Annotated in this window: 21 protein-coding genes and 1 tRNA gene; 14 read left to right on the forward strand and 8 right to left on the reverse strand. The window is 68.7% G+C overall.

The features are described 5' to 3' along the window. Positions 1-293 precede the first annotated feature (293 nt). Positions 294-1,070: an enoyl-CoA hydratase gene (locus ON37_RS05625; protein WP_040717523.1), complete on the forward strand. Its 777-nt coding sequence runs from the start codon at positions 294-296 to the stop codon at positions 1,068-1,070. Positions 1,071-1,104: 34 nt separating this feature from the next. On the opposite strand, the gene ON37_RS05630 is transcribed toward ON37_RS05625, so the two are convergent. The 3 genes from ON37_RS05630 to ON37_RS05640 all read right to left on the reverse strand — a co-directional run bounded on the left by ON37_RS05630 (position 1,105) and on the right by ON37_RS05640 (position 4,242). Next, a complete protein-coding gene (locus ON37_RS05630) occupies positions 1,105-2,157 on the reverse strand; it encodes an Hsp70 family protein (RefSeq protein WP_040717588.1) in 1,053 nt (350 codons plus the stop codon). 77 nt (positions 2,158-2,234) lie between these two features. Beyond that, a complete protein-coding gene (locus ON37_RS05635; RefSeq protein WP_040717529.1) occupies positions 2,235-2,771 on the reverse strand; it encodes a MarR family winged helix-turn-helix transcriptional regulator in 537 nt (178 codons plus the stop codon). 61 nt (positions 2,772-2,832) lie between these two features. Then, the gene (locus ON37_RS05640; RefSeq protein ID WP_040717530.1) at positions 2,833-4,242 is read right to left on the reverse strand and encodes a metallophosphoesterase; all 1,410 of its coding nucleotides are present in this window, start codon (positions 4,240-4,242) and stop codon (positions 2,833-2,835) included. Between the two features lie 132 nt (positions 4,243-4,374). On the opposite strand from ON37_RS05640, the gene ON37_RS05645 reads away from it, so the two are divergent. Then, positions 4,375-5,391 (forward strand): extracellular solute-binding protein, encoded by a 1,017-nt coding sequence (locus tag ON37_RS05645; protein ID WP_083892746.1) that lies wholly within the window; start codon positions 4,375-4,377, stop codon positions 5,389-5,391. A 77-nt stretch (positions 5,392-5,468) separates the two neighbouring features. Beyond that, on the forward strand, positions 5,469-5,882 hold the full coding sequence (locus ON37_RS05650; protein ID WP_040717533.1) for a hypothetical protein: 414 nt from the start codon (positions 5,469-5,471) through the stop codon (positions 5,880-5,882). Between the two features lie 7 nt (positions 5,883-5,889). Here the strand turns inward: ON37_RS05650 and ON37_RS05655 are convergent, their stop codons facing one another. Continuing rightward, positions 5,890-7,059: an FAD-dependent oxidoreductase gene (locus ON37_RS05655; protein WP_040717535.1), complete on the reverse strand. Its 1,170-nt coding sequence runs from the start codon at positions 7,057-7,059 to the stop codon at positions 5,890-5,892. 106 nt (positions 7,060-7,165) lie between these two features. Between ON37_RS05655 and ON37_RS05660 the strand changes: the two genes are divergently transcribed. Then, positions 7,166-7,738: a TetR/AcrR family transcriptional regulator gene (locus ON37_RS05660; RefSeq protein WP_040717537.1), complete on the forward strand. Its 573-nt coding sequence runs from the start codon at positions 7,166-7,168 to the stop codon at positions 7,736-7,738. Between the two features lie 141 nt (positions 7,739-7,879). On the opposite strand, the gene ON37_RS05665 is transcribed toward ON37_RS05660, so the two are convergent. Both ON37_RS05665 and ON37_RS05670 read right to left on the reverse strand, forming a co-directional pair. Further along, positions 7,880-8,368, reverse strand: a complete 489-nt coding sequence (locus tag ON37_RS05665; protein WP_040717539.1) for an FBP domain-containing protein — start codon at positions 8,366-8,368, stop codon at positions 7,880-7,882. Positions 8,369-8,463: 95 nt separating this feature from the next. Beyond that, positions 8,464-9,057: a TetR/AcrR family transcriptional regulator gene (locus ON37_RS05670; RefSeq protein WP_245553064.1), complete on the reverse strand. Its 594-nt coding sequence runs from the start codon at positions 9,055-9,057 to the stop codon at positions 8,464-8,466. A gap of 125 nt (positions 9,058-9,182) precedes the next feature. Between ON37_RS05670 and ON37_RS05675 the strand changes: the two genes are divergently transcribed. Together ON37_RS05675 and ON37_RS05680 are read left to right on the forward strand one after the other, a co-directional pair. Continuing rightward, the gene (locus ON37_RS05675) at positions 9,183-10,610 is read left to right on the forward strand and encodes an MFS transporter (RefSeq protein ID WP_051031241.1); all 1,428 of its coding nucleotides are present in this window, start codon (positions 9,183-9,185) and stop codon (positions 10,608-10,610) included. Between the two features lie 163 nt (positions 10,611-10,773). Next, positions 10,774-11,712 (forward strand): undecaprenyl-diphosphate phosphatase, encoded by a 939-nt coding sequence (locus tag ON37_RS05680; protein ID WP_040717542.1) that lies wholly within the window; start codon positions 10,774-10,776, stop codon positions 11,710-11,712. 411 nt (positions 11,713-12,123) lie between these two features. Here the strand turns inward: ON37_RS05680 and ON37_RS05685 are convergent. Continuing rightward, positions 12,124-12,196, reverse strand: a tRNA-Arg gene (locus tag ON37_RS05685). Positions 12,197-12,317: 121 nt separating this feature from the next. After that, positions 12,318-12,626, reverse strand: coding sequence for a hypothetical protein (locus ON37_RS05690; protein WP_040717544.1), 309 nt, complete (start codon positions 12,624-12,626; stop codon positions 12,318-12,320). Between the two features lie 140 nt (positions 12,627-12,766). Between ON37_RS05690 and argS the strand changes: the two genes are divergently transcribed. The 8 genes from argS to prfA all read left to right on the forward strand — a co-directional run bounded on the left by argS (position 12,767) and on the right by prfA (position 24,037). After that, positions 12,767-14,425, forward strand: a complete 1,659-nt coding sequence (argS, locus tag ON37_RS05695) for an arginine--tRNA ligase (protein WP_040717546.1) — start codon at positions 12,767-12,769, stop codon at positions 14,423-14,425. 100 nt (positions 14,426-14,525) lie between these two features. Further along, positions 14,526-15,956 (forward strand): diaminopimelate decarboxylase, encoded by a 1,431-nt coding sequence (gene lysA / locus ON37_RS05700; RefSeq protein ID WP_040717547.1) that lies wholly within the window; start codon positions 14,526-14,528, stop codon positions 15,954-15,956. Next, entirely contained in the window at positions 15,953-17,353 is a 1,401-nt protein-coding gene (locus tag ON37_RS05705; protein WP_051031242.1) for a homoserine dehydrogenase, read from the forward strand. The genes lysA and ON37_RS05705 overlap by 4 nt, the downstream gene beginning before the upstream one ends. Beyond that, positions 17,350-18,447, forward strand: a complete 1,098-nt coding sequence (gene thrC, locus ON37_RS05710) for a threonine synthase (protein ID WP_051031243.1) — start codon at positions 17,350-17,352, stop codon at positions 18,445-18,447. Before ON37_RS05705 ends, thrC begins: the two co-directional genes overlap by 4 nt. A 25-nt stretch (positions 18,448-18,472) precedes the next feature. After that, on the forward strand, positions 18,473-19,432 hold the full coding sequence (gene thrB, locus ON37_RS05715; protein ID WP_040717605.1) for a homoserine kinase: 960 nt from the start codon (positions 18,473-18,475) through the stop codon (positions 19,430-19,432). Positions 19,433-19,774: 342 nt separating this feature from the next. Continuing rightward, complete coding sequence (gene rho, locus ON37_RS05720) at positions 19,775-21,832, forward strand: transcription termination factor Rho (RefSeq protein ID WP_040717548.1); 2,058 nt, start codon at positions 19,775-19,777, stop codon at positions 21,830-21,832. A gap of 791 nt (positions 21,833-22,623) precedes the next feature. Then, positions 22,624-22,860: a 50S ribosomal protein L31 gene (rpmE, locus tag ON37_RS05725; RefSeq protein ID WP_030518286.1), complete on the forward strand. Its 237-nt coding sequence runs from the start codon at positions 22,624-22,626 to the stop codon at positions 22,858-22,860. A 94-nt stretch (positions 22,861-22,954) separates the two neighbouring features. Further along, positions 22,955-24,037: a peptide chain release factor 1 gene (gene prfA, locus ON37_RS05730; protein WP_040717549.1), complete on the forward strand. Its 1,083-nt coding sequence runs from the start codon at positions 22,955-22,957 to the stop codon at positions 24,035-24,037. The last annotated feature ends 46 nt before the right edge of the window (positions 24,038-24,083 follow it).

Below are 24,083 nucleotides of genomic sequence, written 5' to 3' on the forward strand. Positions count from 1 at the left end.
GTTCAGACACGCGGAAGCGGCGGAAATACGTACTTCCGCCGCTTCAACCTGGGATGTTGCGGGAATCCGGTCGTCAGATTGACCGTCAGTTTCCCCCGGGAACTGTCGGGAAGGCTCAGGACGTCTGGATTGTCTCTCTCGGCCTCAATCCTCTTGCCGAACACCATGTTTGGTAGATACTAGGACGTCCTAGGAATCGCCGGGAACCCCCTGTTGTATCGTCACCGATATTCGTCGCCGTTCCGGCGCGGAGCCGGGCCAGGATTCCGGCGAGTAGCCGAGAAAGGGAAACAGTGACCGACTTCGAGACCATTCTGCTGGAGCGCACCGGGCGCGTCGCGGTGATCACCCTGAATCGGCCGAAGGCCCTCAATGCGTTGAATACGCAGGTGCTCACCGATATCTCGGCCGCCCTCGACGAACTGGAAGCCGATGCGAACGTCGGCGCGGTGGTCCTCACCGGTTCGGAGAAGGCGTTCGCCGCCGGTGCCGACATCAAGGAGATGCAGTCCAAGTCCTATATGGATATGTTCCTCGCGGACTTCTTCCAGGGCTGGGACCGGCTGACCGCGTTCCGCAAGCCGATCATCGCCGCGGTGGCCGGCTACGCCCTGGGCGGCGGGTGTGAGCTGGCGATGATGTGCGACATCCTGATCGCCGCCGACACCGCGAAGTTCGGGCAGCCGGAGATCAAGCTGGGCGTCATTCCGGGTATGGGCGGATCCCAGCGCCTGACCCGCGCGGTCGGCAAGGCCAAGGCCATGGACCTGATCCTCACCGGCCGCAACATGGACGCCGAGGAGGCCGAACGCGCCGGCCTGGTGGCCCGCATCGTCCCGGCGGCGGAGCTGCTGCCGACCGCGATGCAGGTCGCCGAGACCATCGCGAACATGTCGCTGCCGTCGGTGATGATCGCCAAGGAGGCCGTCAACCGGTCGTACGAGACCACGCTCGCCGAGGGCCTGCGGTTCGAGCGGCGAGTCTTCCACTCGCTGTTCGCCACCGAGGATCAGACCGAGGGGATGACCGCGTTCGTGGAGAAGCGGGCGGCGAACTTCCGGCACCGCTGAGTCCGCGTGGAACTCGACGGGTGAGCGGGGCGAATCACTTGCCCGGCAAGGAATTCGAGCTGGTTCCGGCCACCTCCACCGGGCCGGCCGGGATACCGCCGGGTCCCGGGCGCGCCGAATCGTGAGCGGTCAGCAGGAGCCCGGTCACCGCGCTGCCGAGGGCGACCGTGACCGCCGCCGCCGCGATCACCTTGCGCCGGGAGACCGCCGCGGGCCGCTGCGGCGGCGCGAACCGGATGCCGCGCACCCGGCGGGCCGCCGGCTGTTCGGTCGCCATCAAGACGGCGCCGCGCACGGAGACGACGTCCGGTTCGCAGTCGTAGACGATCGGCAGGTCCAGTAGCTGTTCCAGGGATTCCCGGATGCTCGGACTGCGCGTGCAGCCGCCGAGCAGGGCCACCGCTCGGGGGACGACGCCGGTCTCGTCGATCAATTGGCGGACATAGGACACCGAATGGTGCACCCCGGCCAGTGTCAGGTCGTGAAAATCGCTGCGGGTCAACACGATCCGCCGGCCGGTGTCGGGGTCGCCGACGGTGACGACCCGGGCGCAGCTCAACTGTTCCTTGTATTCGCGGCTGGCGGCGTTGTCGATCGTGACGCCCTCGTGGGCGAGTCGCCAGCGCAGCAGCGCATCGTGGCCGTCGCCGCCCAGCAGGGTGCTGCGCTTGGTACCGAGTATGGCCTCGGTGCGGCAGTCCGCCTCGGTCAGGGTCAGACCCGAGCTGCCGAGGTCGTAGAGCAGTACGGCGCCCTCGGCCGGTAGCTGCCCGCTGAAACGCAGATAGCGCAGCTGCGCCAGCGGCTCGTCGACGATGGTGAGCCGGCTGCGACCGGCGGCGGCCCGCACCGCCTCGGCATGCAGGGCGCAGCGGCAGGTGACCGCGATGCCGGTGACGAATTCGTCGCGGTCGGCGGCCGAACTCCGCATCAGCTCGATGGCTCGGAAAACCGGCTCCTCCACTCCGGCGCCCGCGCGGCGTGCGACCGTGCAGTGGTCGATCGGCGGCAGATGCGGCTGGTCGGAGTGCGTCAGCATGGCGCGCGCACCACCAGCGCCCGCCGACACCCCCAGGACCAGCACCATGGGCTCCATGGTGGACCTTTCGGCCGCCGATGGGAAGGTAGCCGGTCGGGATGTCGCGCAATCCCGCGATGTGCGGGTCAGGACCAGCGGGTGGGTGCGTCGCCGCTGTCGAAGTCGCCCGCCTCGCGCCGGAATTCCGCCAGCAGCTGCAGCAGCAATTGCAGCCTTTCCGGCGGCAGGCCGGGCCGGGCGAAGACTTTCTCGTTCAATTCCCGGGTGGCCGCGGCGGCCAGCTCCCGCCCGGCATCGGTGATCTCGATCAGGGTGGCCCGCCGATCGCTCGGATGTGGCACCCGTTTCACCAGGTGAGCGGCCTCGAGCCGGTCGACGGTATTGGTCACGCTGGTGGGATGCACCTGTAGCCGGGCGCTGGCGGTCGCCATCGGTAGCGCGCCGGTTTTGCTGAAGCTGAGCAACGTCAGCAGTTCGTACCGGGAGAAGGTCAGACCCGAGGGGCGTAGTGCCTCGTCCACCCGGGCCATAACGATCTGCTGGGCGCGCACCAGCGCGGTCACCGCGGCCATTCCATCGGCGACATCGCCCCAGCCGTGCGAGGTCCACTGGCGGTGGGCCTCTTCGATGGGGTCCAGCGGAAGCGGGCGTGGTGCGGCCATACCGCGAGTGTATTGGGCCGTCCGCTCCCACGCTGCGGTCCGGACACGCCCGGTCGGCGAATCAGGACAGTCCCGAAAGGTCACCGAGCACAACGTGGTTACGATCGGCGATCCCGCCCAGGGTGTAGTCCGGCAGCAACCCCAGATATTCGGCCCGGCTGCGGGTGCTCCAGCGCCGCGCTCCGGGAGTGCGGGTCTTGTAGAAATTGACCATGTACCCGCCCTCGTACAGGCGGAGCAGGGTGTAGCCGCCGGGATATTCCTTCACGGCGCCCACCTCGAGGAATTCGACCCGCAGCGCAAGATCGGGCCGGGTGCGCCGATTGCGGTGGGTATGTCCGGCGTGGTGGAAGAACACGCCCGGTGTCGCCCGGTACAGCTGTTGCAGGGCCAGCGCATCGGTCCGATTCAGGACGAAGTTCGGTCCGGCGATCGTGGTGAGTCCGGACTCCGCGGTCACCGGATGATGGCCGAAGACGACGGTCGGCCGATCCGGATCGGCGCGAAACGATGCGCGCAGGCGATCGAACTGGTCGGCGGCGATACTGCCGCCGGAACCGTCCAATTCGGTGGTGTCGAGTCCGACGAGGCGCAGGCCGCCGAGCCGATGTTCGCTGAATTGCCCTGGCGGATGGAAGGATTCGCCCCAGCAGTCGTGATGGTCGGCGGCCACCGGCGCACAGTCCGCGTAGTCCGCCCCGACGTGCGGGCGGTCGTGGTTACCTCGTACGGCGAACCAGTCCCGGCCCGGGGTGCCCCAGCCGTCCAGGTGGCGCCGAACGCCGCGCACCTGCTCCGGCGTCGCCTCCGCGGTGAGATCGCCGGCCAGGATCAGGTGATCGGCCGCGCGATCGGGGCGACGCAGATCGTCGAGCAGCGCGGTCAGCATCACCTCCGGGTACGGCGGCAGCCCGGGTTCCTGCCGCACCGCGGGTGGCAGACCCGCCGCGATCACCCCGCTGACCTCCTCGCCCAGATGCACGTCGTTGCACAGCGCGAACGTGCGTAGCAGCCGGCCGGGCGGTGGCACCAGCGTCTCGAATTCGCCGGTGCACTCCGGCGCGCCGGGCGAATGCGTCACCAGCGCGGCCGCCGGCGCCGCGCGCGTGCCGTCGGACCAGGCTTCGAAGCGATACCGGCGACCCGGTTCCAGACCGTCGACCTGGGCATAGTGGTACGGCGTGCGGTCCTCGCCGACAGCCACCGGCCGCGGGGGAGTGCCGGAATCGGCTGGCGCCACGCGGATCTCGGTTCCGGCGGGAGCCGGGACCGCGGCTCCGGTCGCGTCGGGCGCCAGGGTGGTCCAGGTGAAGACGGCGGACGTGTCGGTGACGGTGACGAGTTCCAGATCGGTGGCGATCAGCGAACGGGCTTGCGCCCGAGCCGAACCGGTGCGGGTGAGGATCGGTGCGGCCGCGGCGGCGGCCAGTGCGGCGAGCAGCCGGCGGCGATTCGGCCCGCAGCAGGTCATCGATGCCCCCTCGAAGTCGGCGAGTCCACCGCCGACCCTACCGGGATGCTCGCCCGCGGCACGGGGCGAACGGTCACCGGGTAGGTTGGCTAGCCGTCGCATCGGCGCAATTTCCGATCGGAAGGACGGTCCATGGCAGCGGCCCGCTGGAAACTCGTGCTCGGCGTGGTGGTGGTGACCGCCGCGGCGTTTCTCACCGCATGTTCGGCGAACGCCGACGAGCACGACATCGTCGTCTACAACGGGCACGATCAGCGGCTGACCCGGCAGTGGGTGGACGCGTTCACCGAGGCCACCGGGATCCGGGTCACTCTGCGCAATGCCACCGATGCCGAAGTGGCCGATCAGATCCTGGCCGAGGGCGACCGGACGCCCGCCGATGTGCTCCTCACCCAGAACTCGCCGGCCATGGCCCGGGTGGAACGCGCCGACCGGTTCGACGAACTGGATCCGGCGACCGTCGCGCAGGTGCCCCGGCAATTACGGCCGGAATCCGGGCGCTGGACCGGAATTGCCGCTCGGGCAACGACATTCGTATTCGACCCGGCGACGATGCCGCCGGGCGCATTACCCGCTTCGCTGCTCGAGCTGCAACAGCCGCAGTGGCGCGGCCGATGGACCACGGACCCACGCGGTGCGGACTTTCAGGCGATCGTCGCGGCTCTGCTGGAGCTCGACGGCGAGAATGCCACCCGCGCTTGGCTGCACGGGGTGAAGGACACGGTGGTCACCGCCCCGGGAAATTTCGCCGCTATGCGATCGGTTGGCGCCGGAAAGGACGGGGGCGCATTGCTTTTCGCCACCGACTACTATCGCGACCGGCTCGCACCGCAACCGGTGGTCGGAGCGTCGATACCGCACTACTTCCGGAATCAGGACCCTGGCGCCTATCTCGCCCTCGCCGGTGCCGGCGTGCTGAAGTCGAGCCGCCATCTCGAGGATGCCCAGCGGTTCGTGCGTTTCGTGACGGGCGTGGCCGGTCAGCGCGTGCTCAGCGGGGGTGCGGCGATGGAGTATCCGGTGGCGGCGGGCGTGCCGGTCGATCCGGCGCTGCCGCCGCTGGATTCGCTGGGCGCACCGTCGGTGGACCCGAGCCGGCTCGACCCGGACCGGGTGGACGTGCTGATCCGAGAGGCCGGTCTGCTCTGATCGCGGCCCGGCGTGCGACCGGACGCGGTGGACTACGCCTACAGTTGGAGCGTCCACCGTCCGGGAGAGGAGACAAGGTGCGCCGCATCCTGTTCGCGTTAACGCTGTCTGCCGCCGTACTGCCCGTGTTCGCCTGTTCCGCCGGGGCCGATCGCGCTCCCGCGGGCGCCGACCGCGCTCCCTCAGGTGCCGACCGTGCTCCCGCGGCGGCCGGTACCGGCACGATCGAGGTGGTGGCCACGCACGGCCCCGAGAAGTTCGCGGCCGCCGGTCTCGCCGTGGGCGTCACCACATGCACGGCCGGCTCCGTCTCGGCCACGCTGACCACGGGCCGAGACGGCAAGGCCCACCAGGATTTCGCGCCCGACTGCTATCAGGTCCAGGTGTCCTCGGTGCCGATGGGGTGCCGGCTGGCCACCGACGCCGCTCGGAAGGTCGACGTGGTGGCCGGTCGTTCGGTCGCCGCGGAATTCGGATTGGCCTGCGCCTGAGCGGGTTTCAGCGGTTGGCGAGTTCGGCGAGCCGGTAGGCCAGTGCCGTGCGGACGGCGGGGATCCGGGTCGCCAGCCGAATCGCGGCATTGCGGACGGTCCGGGCCGGCCGCGGCCGCAACGTCGCCATCCGGGTCATCCGGTCGGTGAAGGCGACCACGCCGAGCGCCACCGGCCGCCGGATCTGTTCGTATTCGTCGAGCAGCGCATCGGATTCACCGCCCAGTACCCGGGCCAGCAGGCTGCCCAGCAGTGCCGCGTCCTGGATGCCGGTATTCATCCCCTGGCCACCGGCCGGGCTGTGCACGTGGGCGGCGTCCCCGGCCAGCAGGATCCGCCCGGCCCGGTAGTGGTCGGCCACGCGGTGGTGCACCCGAAACCGCGAACTCCACAACACCTCTCGGACCGTCGCGCCCGGGCAGCGGGCATCGAGCAGTGCCTGCACCTGCGCGAGGGTCGGGTGTTCGGGGGCTTCGGATACGGTGGCGACGATGCGGAACCGGTCGTGTTCGGGGTCGGGGAGCGGGGCGACCACGGTCACGCCCTCCGGTGAGAGGTGCAGCGAGACTTCCTCGCGCGGGGCGGGCCAGTCCATCCGCACGTCGGCGAGGACGAACGATTCGGGATAGGTGGCCCCGGTGAATCCGATCCCGGCCGCCTCGCGCACCCGGCTGTGCATCCCGTCGGCGCCGATCACATACTGCGCCCGGATCGATCCGGAAGCGCCTGCCTCGCCGGCATATTCGACGGTGACCCCGTCCGCGTCGGGAACGACCGCGGTGACCTCGTAGGGGCGCAGGACCGCACCGCCGGCCTTCTCCAGGCGGTCGAGCAGAACCGCCTCGGTGGTCTCCTGGCCGACCATCAGGGTGTACGGGAACGGGGTGGGCAGGCCGGAGAATCCGACGGTGGCCAGTCGGTGGACGCCGTCGTGCAGAACGAAGCGCGGCACCTCGAGGCCCAGGTCGTGCAGGGTGGACGCGATGCCGAAGCCGTCGAGTACCTCCAGGGTCCGGGCGTGCACGACCGCCGCGCGGGAGGTGTTGGCACCGGCTGCCAGCCGATCCAGCAGCACCACCTCGGCGCCGGCGTCGGCGAGGGCGATCGCGGCGGTCAGTCCGGCGGGTCCGGCGCCGACGACGACCACTGCGGCGGTGGCGGGAACGGTGCTGCTCATGGCTACTCCCTACAGCTTGCCAACGTTTGTTGGCCAACGATTGTTGACATCGAATATAGGCACCGCGAGTTGGAAAGTCAACACGTGTAGGCCTACAGTTGTTGGCATGACTGACGACACGGCACCGCGCCGCTCGGACGCCACGCGGGCGGCGATACTCGAGGCCGCGCGCCGGCACTTCGCGCGCGAGGGGTTCGCGAAGGCGACCATTCGCGCGATCGCGGCCGACGCCGGCATCGACCCGTCGATGGTGATGCGGTACTACGGCAACAAGGACGGACTGTTCGACGCCGCCCTGGATGTGGATCTCGGATTGCCGGATCTCACCGCGGTGGAAGCGGATTCGCTGGGTGAGACGATTGCCCGGCGGTTCCTGGAGTTGTGGGAGACCTCGCCCGGCAACGAGTTGTTGCTGACGCTGTTGCGCTCCTCGGTCTCCGACGAGACCGTGGTCCAGCGCTTCCAGCGCGTCTTCGCCGACCAGTTGATGCCGATGGTGATGCGGGTCGGTGATCCGGCCGACGCGGGGCGGCGAGCAGGTCTGGTCGTCACCCAGATTCTGGGGCTGGCACTGTGCCGGTATGTGCTGCGATTGCCGCCGGTGGTGGCGTTGACGAGCGAGCAGATCGTGGCGGAGGTCGGTGCGACCGTGCAGCGCTATCTGACTTCGGCGCCGTGACGAGAAACGCGGCCGGGGCCGGAAAGCAATTCGCCCCGAGTCCGGCAGCGCGGTCTCGGGGCGGTCAGGGTTGCGGCGCGGGCCTCATGTGTCGGCACACGGCATCTACCTCCGTTCGGTCGGTGGGACGGGTTCGTCGATTCAGCTGTAGAGCCGGTCGATGAATGCGCGCAGGTTGGTGCGCACCCGTTCGGCCTTCTCTTCGTCGGTCAGATCCTCGCGGTAGCGGTTGCCCAGCGCCGGGCGCTTCTTGTTGCGGGCGTACAGCGAGCAGGCCAGGTCGGTGCACATGTAGATGCCGATCGAGTTACCGCGTCGACCGGAGTCGCCGACCTTGTGGGCGGTGAGCAGGGATACGCCGCTCCCGGTATGGGTGGTCAGGCAGATCGAGCACAGCTGGGCTCGCCCCGATCCGCCGGTCTCGTAGCGCAACGCCACCCCGACCAGGCGGTCGTCCAACGGCGCCACCAGGTAGGCCCGGCCCGGCATCGACCGGTCGTTCCAGCCGAAGAAGTCCAGGTCGTCCCACGGCTGCGCCGCGAGATCCCGCGGGACGGGCATGCGCTTGGCATCCCCCTTGGAACAGTTCACGAACGACGAGCGAATCTCGCGTTCGCTCAATGGTTGCATCGGTATCGCACTCCCTTCCGAATGGATGAACGGAAAACGGAGCGAGGCTACGGGGGTGGGCGGTGGCGGGCAATCGAATATCGGGCCCGCAGCGCTCAGCCGGTGGTGCGCAGTCCGGCGAGCGTGACCGCGATCAGGCGTTCCGCGGCATCGGGTGAGGTTTCGCACGCGACGCCGATGCCGTGACCCAGGCGCAGCAGATCCCGGGGCTCGAGCTCGGGTCGAATCAGCCCGGCCTCCTGGGCCGGTCGCAGGATCGAGGTCGCCGCGTCGGTGATCAGATCCGAACACAGCATGAACGTCGGCGAGCCGCGGTCGATGGCGGCCTTCAGGGTCACCGCCAGGCTGCGCTTGTCCATCACGAACTTCACCTGTTCGCGGAACCACTGTTCCAACGCGTCGAGGGGGGAGAGTGTGGCGGTGAGCTCCGCGGCCAGTTCGGCCAGCGCCTCGATGCTGGACCGGTAGACCGCCTCGATCAGGGCATCGCGATTGGGGAAATGGCGGTACAGGGTGCCGGGGCCGACCGAGGCTCGCCGAGCCACCTCGTCCAGGGGCGCTTCCGGACCGTATTCGGCGAATGCCTCCCGCGCGCATTCGAGAATGCGCTCGTAGTTGCGGCGGGCATCGGCGCGCATCGGCCGCGGTGCCGCCGCGCGCCCGGACCCCTGTGTCGACGGTGCGCTCACGATTCCTCCAGTGGAAACGGATGAACTCTCCGCTTAGTCTTGCGTAACCGGAGAACTTCTCCATATGCTAGCTCCATTGGAAACGGAGACTCTCTCCGTTTAGTTCCGCATCCGATGGAGTCCTCGTGACAACCTCCACTCTTTCCTCGTCTTCGCAGGTCGGCGCCCCACCCGGCAGACTTCGCTCCGGCCTCGTGCTCACCACCCTGCTGACCTGCCAGCTGATGATCGTGCTCGACATCACGGTGATGAACGTGGCCCTGCCGCGCATCCGGACCGACCTGCACTTCAGCTCGACCGGCCTGTCCTGGGTGATGAACGCCTACACTCTGGTCTTCGGCGGGCTGCTGCTGCTCGGCGGCCGGGCCGGCGATCTGTTCGGCCGCCGCCGGATGTTCGTGCTCGGGACGATGCTGTTCACCGCGGCCTCGCTCGCGGGTGGCCTGGCCCCCTCGGCGGCCTGGCTGATCACCGCCCGCATCGTCCAGGGCTTGGGCGGCGCACTGGCCGGGCCCAATACCTTGGCCCTGCTGACCACCACATTCGCCGATCCGAAACGGCGGATGCGGGTGCTGGCCCTCTTCTCGGGGATGTCCAGCGCGGGCTTCGCGATCGGCCTGATCCTGGGCGGACTACTCACGCAGTGGCTGAGTTGGCGATCGGTGCTGTTCATCAACGTCCCGTTCGGGCTGGCCGTGGCCGTGCTCGCCGCGCGGTACCTGCCCGATGCCCCGCGGCGGCGGGCGCGGCTCGACCTGCCCGGCGCGATAACGGCGACCGGCGCGGTGGCCGCGCTCGTCTACGGTTTCATCAGTGCCGCGGCCGACGGTTGGGGCGGGACGGCGACCGACGTGTCGCTCACCGTCGGGGTGGTCGCCCTGGTGGCGTTCCTGATGATCGAACGCCGGGCCGAGCAACCCCTGCTGCCGCTGCATCTGTTCGCCGACCGCAACCGCGCCGCCGCCTACGCGAATATGTTCCTCGGGCCGATGGCCGGTACCTCGATGTTCTTCTTCCTGACTCAGTACCTGCAGGAAGTGCGGGGGATGAGCGCGCTTGCAACGGGTTTCGCCTTCCTGCCGACGGCGGTGCTGATGTTCACGATGATCCGGCTGATTCCCCGTCTGCTGCCGCGGCTCGGACCCAAGCCGGTCACTCTGGTGGGCACGCTCGCCATGATCGCCGGGCTGGCCCTGCTGGCTCTGCTCGACACCGATACCGGGTATTTCCCGCAGCTCGCCGTCGCCATGGTGTTGATGGGATGCGGTATCGGCCTGGCCTTTTCACCGCTCAACGTGATCATCATGGCCAATGTGGCGCCCGAGGACGCCGGGGCCGCGGGCGGCGCGCTGCAGACATTGCAGCAGACCGGTGCGGCGCTCGGGCTGGCCGTGCTGGTCACGGTCTTCGGGACCGCGGTCCGGTCGGCCGCCGGGTCGGCGACCCAGATTCTCGTCACCGGAATCACCGCCGCCTTCGCCGCCGCGGTCGGCATCGCGGTGCTGAGTTTCCTTGTCGCATCGACCTTCCGGAGCGTGCGCCCGGCGCGCTGAGCAGCTCGCGCCATCGGCGGCCCTCGGACGACCCGGGGGCCGCCGCTCGTTCGCAAGATCAACTCCGGGCAATCCGGACGATTCGAAAGAACTTGCCACACAGCGGGTTCAGGCCTGTTTCACTCTCAGGAAGCTCTATGCCCGGCGTGCGAGACTCGTCGCGATGCTCACCTATCTTGAAGCGACGGTCATCGGGGCGGTGCAGGGTTTCACCGAGCTGTTCCCGGTCTCGAGCCTCGGACATTCGGTGCTGGTGGCGGCGTGGCTGGGTGGCCGGTGGGCGACGCTTACCGGGCGTGGCGGAAATGATTCCGCCGCAACGTATCTGGCCTTCGTCGTGGCATTGCATGTGGCCACGGCGGTCGCGCTGCTGATCCACTACCGGCGGGACTGGTACACGATCGTGGGCGGGTTCGTGGACCTGCTGCGGACCCGGCGGCTCGATACCGTGCCGCAGCGGCTGGCCTGGCTGATCGGGATAGGTACCGTGCCGGTCGCGATTCTCGGTCTGCTGCTCGAACATCCGCTGCACGACCTGTTCGCCGCACCCCTGTGTGCCGCGGCGTTTCTCACCTTCAACGGCATCGTGCTCCTCGTCGGAGAGGGGCTGCGCCGCCGCAACGAACCCACCCTCGCGGAGTACGGCCGCCGCTTCGCCCTCCACCGGGCTTACGACCGAAACGGAGCCACCGCAACGCTTTCCCCACCTCGCGTCGACCGCCGCCTGGCCGCGCTCGACGCCCGCGACGCACTCGGCATCGGCCTGGCCCAGGCCGGCGCTCTCGTCACCGGCTTCAGCCGCGCGGGCCTGACCATGGTCGGTGGACTCTGGCGCGGTCTGGAGCACGAGCACGCGGCCAAATTCGCCTTCCTCCTCGCCACCCCCGCCATCTTCGGCGCCGGTCTCGTCGACCTCCCCGACCTGGCCACTCCGCGCGCCGAGGTGATCTGGGGACCGATCATCGTCGGAGCCTGCGTCTCCGGCCTGACGTCCTGGCTCGCCGTCCGCTACCTCGAACGCCACTTCCGGACGCGGACATTGCTCCCGTTCGCAGCCTATTGCGTGATCGTGGGGGTCGTGTCGATGCTGCGCTTCGGGTGAGCGGACCGCTTCCGTCGTTGCTCGTGCGCCGGTGCGCGGCACCGCTCGAGCTGCGTGTCGGTGCGCTGCAACCGACCCCGCGACGAACTGAAATTGGACCTATGACCAGCGGTTTTATCGCTACTCGATCGACGTTTCGTGTTTCGTGGCCGCGGGTGTGTGGTAGCCGATCAGTGGGTCGGGAGCAGAAGGAATCCATTTCGAAGGAGATGAGGACGATGGGTTCATTCGGACTCGATACGAGTGTCGCGTTCACCGCCGCCGTGCGCTGGATCGAGCTGATGTTCGGTATCGACCTCGGCGTCCATTGACGACGGACCGTGACTGATGCCGACCATCGGTGCCGCGCACCGGCACGAGTCGATAAAGGCCCCCGACCGGGGATTACCGGACGGGGGCCTTTATCGTGCGTGCCCTCGGCAGGATTCGAACCTGCGGCCTTCTGCTCCGGAGGCAGACGCTCTATCCCCTGAGCTACGAGGGCGGGGATTGGACCCGGTCGACACCAGTATGCACGTCGTCCGATCGGGCGGGGAAAGCGTATCGCATCCCGCGGCGTGCGCCAAAAGACCGGCCCGAGCAGGGATTCAGTGGTGGTGGGGCGGCTAGCTCGCGGGCATCGGGGCGCCGGGCATGCCGGGTATCGCCGGGATGCCGGGGATACCGGCGGGCAACTCGTCCATCTGGCCGGTGGGCGGCACCGCCTTCTCCTTGTCGGAGTGGTCGCGGAACTTCGGGACGAAATAGACGACCAGGGTGACGACCAGGCCGGCGATCACCACGACCGCGCCGAGGAGGGCCCAGGGAACACGCCGGTGCTTCGGCGGGTTGGAACTGCCGTTGTAGGCCCCGCCGGGGGCGGATTTGGCGGCGGCACGAATCGCCTTGGCTGATTTCGCGCTGGTGTTCGGCATCGGTGGGCGCTCTCTTCGGGTGCGTCGGTGGTTCTCGCGGTGTCGGAAGGACGGCCGGGGCCGCCGGTGCCGGATGCCGGGTGCGCCGACCAGGTGCCCGCTGACGGCGCACACCCGCTCGGACCATAGGATAGAGACTCGTGACTCCAGCTGACCTTGCAGATCTCCTTCGTGCGACCGCGGCGAAGGTGCTCGTCGAACGTGGATCCGACCCGGCGGTCCTGCCCGACGAGGTCAAGGTGGAGCGTCCCCGTAATCCGGAACACGGAGACTATGCCACGAATGTGGCCATGCAGGTGGGCAAGAAGGCCGGAATGAATCCGCGCGAACTGGCCGGTCTGCTGGCCGAGGCGCTGGCCGCCACCGACGGGATCGAATCCGCCGATGTGGCGGGTCCGGGGTTCCTCAACATCCGGCTCGCGGCGGCCGCGCAGGGCGCCATCGTCGAACAGATCCGCGCGGCGGGCGCCGCCTACGGCACGGCGCGGACGCTCGCGGGCACCAAGATCAATCTCGAGTTCGTCTCCGCCAACCCGACCGGCCCCGTACATCTCGGTGGTACGCGCTGGGCCTCGGTCGGGGATGCGCTGGGGCGCATCCTGGCCGCGCAGGGCGCCGATGTCACCCGGGAGTACTACTTCAACGATCACGGCGCGCAGATCGACCGGTTCGCCGAATCGCTGGTCGCCGCCGCCACCGGGGCGCCGACGCCGGAGAACGGCTACGCCGGCGCCTACATCTCCGAGATCGCGGAGAAGATCACCGCCGCACATCCGGACGCGGTGAATCTGCCCGACGACCAGCGCCACGAACTGTTCCGGCGGGAGGGCGTCGAGCTGATGTTCGCCCACATCAAGCAGACGCTGCACGATTTCGGCACCGACTTCGACGTGTACTTCAACGAGAGCTCGCTGTTCGCCTCCGGCGCCGTCGAGAAGGCGCTGGAGCAGCTGAAGGCCTCGGGCAACCTGTACGAGAAAGACGGCGCCTGGTGGATCGCCAGCACCGAATACGGTGACGACAAGGATCGGGTCGTCATCAAGAGCGACGGCAAGTCCGCCTACATCGGCGGCGATATCGCCTACTTCCAGAACAAGCGCGCCCGCGGCTTCGACCTGTGCATCTACATGCTCGGCGCCGACCACCACGGCTACATCGGCCGCTTGAAGGCCGCGGCGGCCGCCTTCGGCGACGACCCGAACACCGTCGAGGTGCTGATCGGCCAGATGGTGAACCTGGTGCGCGACGGGGTCGCCGTGCGGATGAGCAAGCGGGCCGGCACCGTGGTCACGCTCGACGACCTGGTCGAGGCGATCGGCGTCGACGCCGCCCGCTACGTGCTGGTGCGCAGTTCGGTCAACTCCAGCATCGATATCGATCTGGATCTGTGGACCAAACAGAGCAGCGAGAATCCGGTGTACTACGTGCAGTACGCGCACGCGCGGACCTGCGCGGTCGGCCGCAATGCCGCGGAGTTCGAATTCGCCGGTGTGACACCGGATCTGGGCCTGCTGACCGCCGACGAGGAGGGTGAGCTGATCCGCACCCTCGGTGAGTTCCCGGCCGTGGTGGCCAGCGCCGCGTCGCTGCGCGAACCCCACCGGGTGGCCCGCTACCTGGAGGAGCTGGCGGGCGCGTACCACCGCTTCCAGACCAACAAGACGCTGCGGATCCTGCCGCAGAACGACGATCCGGTGGTGCCGGTCAATGCCGCCCGACTGCAACTGGTCGACGCCACCCGCCAGGTGCTGTCCAACGGCCTGGCCCTGCTGGGCGTATCCGCCCCGGAGCGCATGTGACCCGCGTCGGTGCCCGTGAAACGGTGTGCGGCCGGGCCGGTTCCGACCGGCCCGGCGACGGACGCCGCGGGCCCGGCGATCGTGTGAGGAAGGAATTATTGTGAGTGCGCATCCGGCGGGACCTCGGCACGCCGAGATCCCCCATGCTCCCAACCTACCGGAGCGGCCCGCGGTCCCCCGCGAGATGATCGACCTGCCCGAGAAGGTCTGGCCGCGCAACGCCTCGCGCGACGCCGACGGGGTGGTGCGGCTGGCCGGAGTGCCGGTGACGCAGCTGGCCGCCGAATTCGGTACCCCGCTGTTCGTGGTCGACGAGGACGATTTCCGGTCCCGGTGCCGCGATATGGTCCGGGCCTTCGGTCCCGGCGCGCGGGTCCACTACGCCTCCAAGGCATTTCTGTGCGGGGAGATCGCGCGGTGGGTGCGCGACGAGGGCCTGCACCTGGACGTCTGTTCCGGCGGCGAACTGGCGGTCGCGCTGCACGGGGGCTTCCCCGCCGAGCGAATCGCGTTGCACGGCAACAACAAATCGGTCGCCGAACTGGAGCAGGCGGTGGCGGCCGGCGTCGGCCACGTCGTCGTCGACTCGCTGATCGAGATCGAACGCCTCGAGGCGGTGGCGGCCCGCGCCGGAGTTGTGCAGGACGTCCTGGTCCGGGTCACCGTCGGCGTGGAAGCCCATACCCACGAATACATTTCGACGGCGCACGAGGATCAGAAGTTCGGCTTCTCGATCGCCGGCGGGGATGCGATGCAGGCGTTGGCCCGGGTCTTCGAGGCGCAGAACCTGCGCCTGGTCGGCCTGCACAGCCACATCGGCTCGCAGATCTTCGATATCGACGGTTTCGAGATCTCGGCCCGCCGCATGCTGCGGTTGCTGCGCGATGCCATCGAGAAGTTCGGCGTGGAGCGCACCGAGCAGATCGCGATCCTGGACCTCGGTGGCGGACTGGGTATTTCGTATCTGCCCAGCGACGACCCGCCGCCGCTGGACGAATTCGCGGCGAAGGTCCGGGACCTGGTCGAGGCGGAGGCGGGTCAGATCGGGCTGCCCACGCCGACCATCGCCGTCGAACCGGGCCGCGCGATCGCGGGTCCGGGCACGGTCACGGTCTACGAGGTCGGTACCACCAAGGACGTCTCCCTCGACGCCGGCGCCCAGCGCCGCTACGTGAGCGTCGACGGCGGGATGAGCGACAACATCCGGCCCGCGCTGTATCAGGCCGACTACGACTGTCGGTTGGTCTCCCGGTCCAGCGCGGCCGCCCCGGTGGTCGCGCGAGTGGTCGGAAAGCACTGCGAGAGTGGCGATATCGTCATCCGCGACACCTGGATGCCGGCCGATGTAGGCCCGGGCGATCTGGTTGCGGTCGCGGCCACGGGCGCGTACTGCTATTCGATGGCCAGCCGATACAACATGCTGACCCGCCCGGCCGTCGTCGCGGTCCGGGACGGGCAGGCCCGGTTGCTGCTGCGCCGGGAGACGGTGGCCGATCTGATGAGCCTGGAAGCGACGGAGGTGCACTCATGACCGAGGCGACGAACCAGGCCCGAGCCGGTGGTTTCGGGGCGGAACATCCGATCGGCGTGGCGGTGCTGGGGATGGGCAACGTCGGTACCGAGGTGGTGCGCATCCTGCGTGACCACGCCGACGATCTGCGGTCCCGGGTCGGGGCGCCAGTGGTGCTGCGCGGCGTCGCGGTGCGGCGGCTCGACGTCGACCGCGGGATTCCCGCCGAACTGCTCACCACCGATGCCGAGGCGCTGGTAGCCCGCGACGATGTCGATCTCGTGGTCGAGGTGATGGGTGGAATCGATCCGGCCCGCAAGCTGATCCTGGCCGCGCTCCACGGCGGTAAGTCGGTGGTGACGGCGAACAAGGCCCTGCTGGCCGACTACACCGGCGAACTGGCCGCGGCGGCCGAGGGCAGCCGCGCCGATCTGTACTTCGAGGCCGCGGTGGCCGGCGCCATTCCGGTGGTGCGTCCGCTGATCCAGTCGATGTCCGGTGACCGGGTGAACCGGGTGGTCGGAATCGTCAACGGCACAACGAATTTCATTCTCTCCGCGATGGACGAGACCGGCGCCGACTACGCCGACACCCTCGCCGAGGCCACCCGCCTGGGCTATGCCGAGGCCGATCCGACCGCCGACGTCGAAGGCTACGACGCCGCAGCGAAGGCCGCGATCCTGGCCTCGCTGGCCTTCCACACCCGCGTCACCGCGGCCGATGTGTACCGCGAGGGCATTTCGAAGATCACGGCGGAAGACCTGGAAACCGCTGCCGCCGTCGGCTGCACCGTCAAGCTGCTGGCGATCTGCGAGCGCATGCCCGGCGGGGAGCGGTTGTCGATGGACGGCTCGGCCGTCGCCGCACCGGGCGAACCCGGCAGCACCCCGGCCGGTAAGGACCGGGTGTCGGTGCGGGTCTATCCGGCGCTGATCCCGCGGCGGCATCCGCTGTCCGCGGTGAACGGCGCGTTCAACGCGGTCGTGGTCGAGGCGGAGAACGCCGGCCGGCTGATGTTCTACGGCCAGGGCGCGGGTGGTGCGCCGACCGCCTCCGCGGTGATGGGCGATCTGGTGATGGCAGCCCGGAACAAGTTCTACGGTGGCCGCGCACCGGGTGAATCGGTTTATGCTGAGCTGCCGATCGCGCCGATCGGCGACATCCCGACCCGCTATCACGTGAATCTGCAGGTTGCCGACCGCACCGGGGTTCTGCAGGCGGTGTCCGGCAAATTCGCCGAGCACGGTGTCAGCATCTCGACGGTCCGCCAGGAGGGGCACGACGAGGGCGCCCGACTGGTCGTGGTCACCCACCACGCACCGGAGTCGGCGCTGGCCGATACGGTGGCAGCACTTGCCGAGTTGGATTCCGTCACGTCCGTGACCAGCGTTTTGAGATTGGAAGGCACCGAGGAATGAGTCAGACAGGAGCGCCGCTGTCGGCCGGGGCCGTGCACACCCCGTGGCCGGGGCTGATCGCCGCCTATCGGGAGCGGCTGGCGGTCGGCGCCGATTGGGAGCCGGTCACCCTGTACGAGGGCGGTACGCCGCTGGTGCCCGCGCACCACCTGTCCGAGCTCACCGGCTGCGAGGTGTATCTCAAGGTCGAGGGTCTGAACCCGACCGGATCCTTCAAGGATCGCGGGATGACCATGGCCATGACCGACGCCAAGGCGCGCGGTCAGAAGGCGGTGCTGTGCGCCTCCACCGGTAACACCTCCGCCTCGGCCGCCGCCTACGCCACTCGCGCCGGCATGCACTGCGCGGTGCTGATCCCGCAGGGCAAGATCGCGATGGGCAAGCTCGCGCAGGCGGTCATGCTCGGCGCCACGATCATTCAGGTCGAGGGCAACTTCGACGACTGCCTGGAGCTGGCCCGCAAGGTCACCTCGGACTTCCCCGAGGTCGGCCTGGTGAACTCGGTCAACCCGGCCCGCATCGAGGGCCAGAAGACCGCGGCCTTCGAGATCTGCGATGCGCTGGGCAGGGCTCCCGACGTGCATGCGCTGCCGGTCGGCAACGCGGGCAACATCACCGCGTACTGGAAGGGCTACAGCGAGTACCACGCCGACGGCATCACCACGAGCCGTCCGCGCATGCTCGGGGTGCAGGCCGCCGGTGCCGCGCCGCTGGTCAACGGCGCGCCGGTGAAGGATCCCGAAACCATCGCGACCGCGATCCGGATCGGCGCACCGGCGTCCTGGAACGGTGCGGTGGCCGCCAAGGAGCAGTCCGACGGCGCCTTCCGGGCCGCCACCGACGAGGAGATCCTGGCCGCGTACCGCCTGGTCGCGAGCACCGAGGGGGTCTTCGTGGAACCCGCTTCGGCGGCGAGCGTGGCGGGGCTGTTGGCCGCGCGCAAGGAGGGCTGGCTCGATTCCGGGCTGACCGTCGTCTGCACCGTGACCGGTAACGGTCTCAAGGATCCCGACACCGCGCTGCTGGGCATGCCGCAGGTGCAGCCGATCGCGGTGGATCCGGTGGCGGTGGCGCGCGAGCTCGAGTTGGCCTGAGTTGAGTTCGCGCGAAGGTCAGTTGATGACGCGGACGCTCCCGCCCGGTATCACCGTTACCGCGCGGGTGCCGGCCTCCAGCGCCAACCTCGGTCCCGGTTTCGATTCGCTCGGTATCGCTTTGGGGTTGTACGACGAAATCGTCGTGCGGACCACCGATTCCGGGCTTACTATCCGAGTGGAGGGTGAGGGCGCCGACGACGTACCTTGGGGCCCTTCGCATCTGGTGGTGCGCGCGATCGAGCGCGGGCTGGAGTCGGCCGGGTTGTGGGCCGACGGCCTGGATGTGGTGTGCCGCAATGTGATTCCGCATTCGCGCGGCCTGGGTTCGTCCGCGTCCGCGGCCGTCGGTGGGTTGGCCGCCGCGCGCGGATTGGCTGCCGAGTTCGATCCGTCGCTGACCGGTTCGGACGCCGAATTGGTGCAACTGGCTTCGGAATTCGAGGGTCATCCGGACAACGCCGCCGCCAGCGTGCTGGGCGGCATCGTCGTCTCCTGGACCGAATCGGACCGTGCCGGGGAACTCGACGCGAACAGCTCCGCCGAGCACCACCAGCGCGTTTACCGCGCGGTGCGGTTGGAACCGCATCCCCGCTTGCGTGCGACGGTGCTGATCCCGGAGGAGCGGTCCTCGACCGCGCATACCCGTGGGCTGCTGCCGGATATGGTGCCGCACGGCGACGCCGCGTTCAACGTCAGCCGGGCCGCGCTGGCCGTGGTCGCCCTGACCGAGCACCCGGATCTGCTGCTGCCCGCGACCCAGGACCGCCTGCACCAGGGCTACCGGGCCTCGGCACTGCCGCTGACCACGGCCTGGATCACCCGGTTGCGGACCGCCGGCATCGCGGCCATGGTGTCGGGTGCGGGACCGACCATCTTGGCGCTGGGCACCGAAGAATTTCCGGACGACCTGCGCAAACTCGCCGCAGAGGACGGTCTGCGGGTGGTCGAACCCGATATTTCCGCGGGCGTGCGGGTGGATTGACGGCGTGGCTGCCTTGCTGACCTGATCAGACAGAGCTATCCTGGGCACGTCCGTACATCGTGCGCGTCAGACGCCGGTGCTTCATCAGGGCAATCGCTCCAGCAGGCTCCTTGCTCAGGCTCGGTGGCTCGGGGGCTCGAATCACTCGGGACTTCGACCTCGACGTCGGGGACAGCGACTGGAATGATCACTCCCATTCAATGAACCGGTGGCCGTGACCAGGTGGTGAGTCCATCGGTCCGGCGGGGCAGGCGATACGGCAACCGAGCTCGGCACAGTGATCGGGCTTCGGGACGAACCCTCGAATATGCACACGGCAATCGAGGGAAGGAAAGGATCTCCGTGACAGATACGGACCTGCTCGCGACACCCGGGGTGGACACCACTGCTAATCCCTCGGACAGCCGCGAAAGTGACTCCGGACAGATTTCGAAGATGAGCGAACACACCGACGTCGCACGATCGGGGCTGACTGGAATGTTGTTGCCGCAGTTGCGTGCGCTTGCCGGAGAGCTCGGTATCCGAGGCACATCCGGGATGCGTAAGGGCGATCTCATCGCCGCCATCAAGGAGAATCAGGCCGCCTCCGGCAAAGCCGCGCGCGGTGGCCGGGGCGATGCGAAATCCGCCGAAACGAATGCGGCCGCGCCCGCGGGCTCCGAGCCCGCCGCGAAGTCCGCCGCCGGCGCCGCCACCGAATCCGGTGCGGCAGCGAAGAACGAGACGGCCAAGGCCGCTGAGACCGCGGGTAAGGACCGCGCCAAGAACGAGGCGAAGTCCGGTCGCAACGGCGCCGCGCGCGGTCAGCAGCAGACCCTCGACGAGGTCGCCGCCGAATCCGCTCCCGCCAAGGGCGAGTCCGCGGAAACCGCTGCGCGCCCGGCCGATTCGGGTGAGGAGTCCGGCCGCGAAGGTGGCCAGCGCGGTCGCGGCCGTCAGCGTCGCGGTCGGGACCAGCGGGGCGACGGTGGTGACAACCGCGGTGGTGACAACCGCGCCGACACCAAGGCCGAGCCGAGGTCGGAAACCTCGGGCGACGGCAAGGGTGAACAGGACTCGGGTGAGCGGCGTCGCGACCGCAACCAGTCCGGTCAGAACCAGTCCAACCAGAACGGCGCCCCTCGTGGTGGCGACCGGGGCGGTGACGACGAGGAAGGCGGCCGCGGCCGCCGGGGCCGTCGCTTCCGCGAACGCCGCCGCGGCGGCCGCGATCGGGAGGGCGGCGAGGGCCGCGAGGTCGAGATCCGCGAGGACGACGTCCTGCAGCCGGTCGCCGGCATCCTGGACGTGCTGGACAACTACGCGTTCGTCCGCACCTCCGGCTACCTGGCCGGCCCGAACGACGTCTATGTGTCGATGAACCTGGTGCGCAAGAACGGTCTGCGCCGCGGTGACGCCATCACCGGTGCCGTCCGGGCCCCGCGCGAGGGTGAGCAGGGCAATCAGCGGCAGAAGTTCGATCCGCTGGTGCGGCTGGACACGGTCAACGGCTCCGACGTGGACTCCGCCAAGCGCCGGCCGGAATTCAACAAGCTGACCCCGCTGTACCCGAATCAGCGGCTGCGGCTGGAGACCACTCCGAACAAGCTGACCACCCGTGTGATCGACCTGATCATGCCGATCGGTAAGGGCCAGCGCGCCCTGATCGTGTCGCCGCCGAAGGCCGGTAAGACCACGATCCTGCAGGACATCGCGAACGCGATCGCCACCAACAACCCCGAGTGCTACCTGATGGTGGTGCTGGTGGACGAGCGTCCCGAAGAGGTCACCGATATGCAGCGCTCGGTGCGCGGCGAGGTGATCGCCTCCACGTTCGACCGGCCGCCGAGCGATCACACCTCGGTCGCCGAACTGGCGATCGAGCGGGCCAAGCGACTGGTGGAGATGGGTCAGGACGTCGTCGTCCTGCTCGACTCGATCACGCGTCTGGGCCGGGCGTACAACAACTCGTCGCCCGCCTCGGGCCGCATCCTCTCCGGTGGTGTGGACTCGACCGCGCTGTACCCGCCCAAGCGGTTCCTCGGCGCGGCCCGCAACATCGAGAACGGCGGCTCGCTGACGATCATCGCCACCGCCATGGTGGAGACCGGCTCGACCGGTGACACGGTGATCTTCGAGGAGTTCAAGGGCACCGGTAACGCCGAGCTCAAGCTCGATCGCAAGATCGCCGAGCGGCGCGTGTTCCCGGCCGTCGACATCAACCCGTCCAGCACCCGTCACGACGAGCTGCTGATGTCGCCCGACGAGATGGCGGTCGTGCACAAGCTGCGCCGAGTGCTGTCCGGTCTGGACTCGCAGCAGGCGATCGACCTGCTCATCGACCGATTGAAGAAGTCGAAGAACAACGTCGAATTCTTGATGACGGTCTCGAAGACCGCGCCCGGCGCTCTGGACGAATAAGGGCGGTCGTACACACCTCGCGGCGGTTCGCGCTCCTGGGCGCGGCCGCCGCGTCGTGCTTTTCCGGAGCCGGGTCGTCGCGGCGGGCCGGCGGGGGCGCATAGAACAGTAGGCCGACCACCGCGGCGCCGGTGATCAGCACGATGAGTATCAGCGCGGTGGCCCCGGTGATCGATCCGGTGGATACCGCGGTGGCGGCGAATTCGTAGGTTCGATTCGGGTCCGCCGGGGCCGCCACGGTGGCGGTGGGCGGTTCGCCGCCGGCCGTGAAGCCGCCGATCACCACCAGCAGTGCCAGCGTGATCAGGGTGCTCGCGGCGTAGATCTCTTTCGCGTGCCTACCCCCCGGCAGTACGCGAAGCGGGCGGGGGAGGACCGGCGTGGCCGGCGATCTGGACCTCGTCGCCCCCCTCGTGGCCTGGAATTTCACAGTTCGTCCTCGAGTGTCGTCGGTGTGATCGGCGTAGGTCCCTACTCCTGCAACGAATCTACGAACAAGGCTGTTCATATTCGCGAGTAGCCGACTACTCGTTTTCAGCCTGACTCGAGTGCCGCCGATCCGCGTGCCGCTACTTCCTTGGGCCGGGAATACCGGCGTCTCCGGAACCGGGAACAATCCCGCCCAGGGGTGCGTTGTGCGTGCATGTCGGCGGTTTGGCATACTGGACCGTCGGTGCGTCTGCGATCGGCAGACCATCCCGCCTAGTCGGTTCCGGTTCACGTCCATCAAGGCAGCACGGCAGATTCCGCCGTGGGCTCGGGCGACCCGGGGCCATATCGAGAGGACACCCATGAAGGCAGGAATCCACCCGGCATACGTGCCGACCACCGTTGTCTGCGGTTGCGGCAACACCTTCCAGACTCACAGCACCAAGGAGTCGGGCCACATCACCGTCGAGGTCTGCTCGCAGTGCCACCCGTTCTACACGGGCAAGCAAAAGATCCTCGACACCGGCGGCCGCGTCGCCCGCTTCGAGGCCCGCTACGGCAAGCGCGCCAAGAAGGCCGAGGGTTCGGAAGCCAAGTAGCTACCCCGCCAACGCCCGTCCTGCCCCGCGCAGGCCGGGCGTTGGCGTGTTTCTGGTACCCGAATACTCGCTCCCCGCAGGAGGCAGAACCGCCATGGCCGACAAGATCACGGCCCCATCCGCCATCGACGACATCCTCGCCGAACACGCAGGCCTCGAGACGCAGCTCTCCGATCCGGCGCTGCACAACGATCCGGCCGAGGCCCGTCGCGTCGGTAAGCGGTTCGCCGAGCTGGCGCCGATCATGTCGACCTACACCAAACTCAGCGCCGCCCGCGACGATCTGGCCGCGGCGCGCGAACTCGCCGCCGACGACTCGTCGTTCGCGGCCGAGGTGCCCGGGCTGGAACAGCAGGTCGAGGAGCTGGAGAAGACGCTCACCGATCTGCTGGCCCCGCGCGATCCGCACGATGCCGACGATGTCGTCCTCGAGGTGAAATCGGGCGAGGGCGGCGAGGAGTCGGCGCTGTTCGCCTCCGATCTGGCCCGCATGTACATCCGGTACGCCGAACGGCACGGCTGGAAGGTCGAGATTCTCGACGCCAACGTGTCCGACCTGGGCGGGTACAAGGAGGCCACCCTCTCGATCAAGAGCCGTGAGCCCAGCCGCGACGGCGTCTGGTCCCGCTTGAAGTTCGAGGGCGGGGTGCATCGGGTGCAGCGGGTGCCGGTCACCGAATCGCAGGGCCGCATCCACACGTCGGCGGCGGGTGTGCTGATCTATCCCGAACCGGACGAGGTCGAGCAGGTGCAGATCGACGAATCCGATCTGCGCATCGACGTCTATCGCTCCTCGGGTAAGGGCGGTCAGGGCGTCAACACCACCGACTCCGCGGTCCGCATCACCCACCTGCCCACCGGCATCGTGGTCACCTGCCAGAACGAGCGCTCTCAGTTGCAGAACAAGCTGCGCGCCATGCAGGTGCTCTCGGCCCGGTTGCAGGCGCTGGCCGAGGAACAGGCCGAGGCCGACGCCGCGGCGGGGCGCGCCTCGCAGATCCGCACCGTCGACCGCTCCGAGCGCATCCGGACCTACAACTTCCCGGAGAACCGCATCACCGATCACCGCATCGGGTTCAAGGCGCACAACCTCGATTCGGTCCTCGACGGTGACCTCGACGCATTGCTGGACGCGCTCGGTGAAGCCGACCGGGCGGCCCGGCTCGCCGCCGAGTAACGTCGCCCACCGGGCCGCGGGGAGCGGTCCGCAACGCAAGAATCGA

The sequence above is a fragment of the Nocardia veterana NBRC 100344 genome, from assembly GCF_000308855.1.
Classification (GTDB): Bacteria; Actinomycetota; Actinomycetes; order Mycobacteriales; family Mycobacteriaceae; genus Nocardia; species Nocardia veterana.

Excerpts from the sequence above, each read along its gene's own strand:
- ON37_RS05705 (WP_051031242.1), top strand. The coding sequence starts at position 15,953 with ATGACCGAGGCGACGAACCAGGCCCGAGCCGGTGGTTTCGGGGCGGAA.
- ON37_RS05645 (WP_083892746.1), top strand. The coding sequence starts at position 4,375 with ATGGCAGCGGCCCGCTGGAAACTCGTGCTCGGCGTGGTGGTGGTGACC.
- thrB (WP_040717605.1), top strand. The coding sequence starts at position 18,473 with ATGACGCGGACGCTCCCGCCCGGTATCACCGTTACCGCGCGGGTGCCG.
- ON37_RS05660 (WP_040717537.1), top strand. The coding sequence starts at position 7,166 with ATGACTGACGACACGGCACCGCGCCGCTCGGACGCCACGCGGGCGGCG.
- ON37_RS05690 (WP_040717544.1), bottom strand. The coding sequence starts at position 12,626 with ATGCCGAACACCAGCGCGAAATCAGCCAAGGCGATTCGTGCCGCCGCC.
- ON37_RS05635 (WP_040717529.1), bottom strand. The coding sequence starts at position 2,771 with ATGGCCGCACCACGCCCGCTTCCGCTGGACCCCATCGAAGAGGCCCAC.
- ON37_RS05665 (WP_040717539.1), bottom strand. The coding sequence starts at position 8,368 with ATGCAACCATTGAGCGAACGCGAGATTCGCTCGTCGTTCGTGAACTGT.
- ON37_RS05640 (WP_040717530.1), bottom strand. The coding sequence starts at position 4,242 with ATGACCTGCTGCGGGCCGAATCGCCGCCGGCTGCTCGCCGCACTGGCC.
- ON37_RS05655 (WP_040717535.1), bottom strand. The coding sequence starts at position 7,059 with ATGAGCAGCACCGTTCCCGCCACCGCCGCAGTGGTCGTCGTCGGCGCC.
- thrC (WP_051031243.1), top strand. The coding sequence starts at position 17,350 with ATGAGTCAGACAGGAGCGCCGCTGTCGGCCGGGGCCGTGCACACCCCG.
- ON37_RS05680 (WP_040717542.1), top strand. The coding sequence starts at position 10,774 with ATGCTCACCTATCTTGAAGCGACGGTCATCGGGGCGGTGCAGGGTTTC.
- rpmE (WP_030518286.1), top strand. The coding sequence starts at position 22,624 with ATGAAGGCAGGAATCCACCCGGCATACGTGCCGACCACCGTTGTCTGC.
- ON37_RS05630 (WP_040717588.1), bottom strand. The coding sequence starts at position 2,157 with ATGGTGCTGGTCCTGGGGGTGTCGGCGGGCGCTGGTGGTGCGCGCGCC.
- prfA (WP_040717549.1), top strand. The coding sequence starts at position 22,955 with ATGGCCGACAAGATCACGGCCCCATCCGCCATCGACGACATCCTCGCC.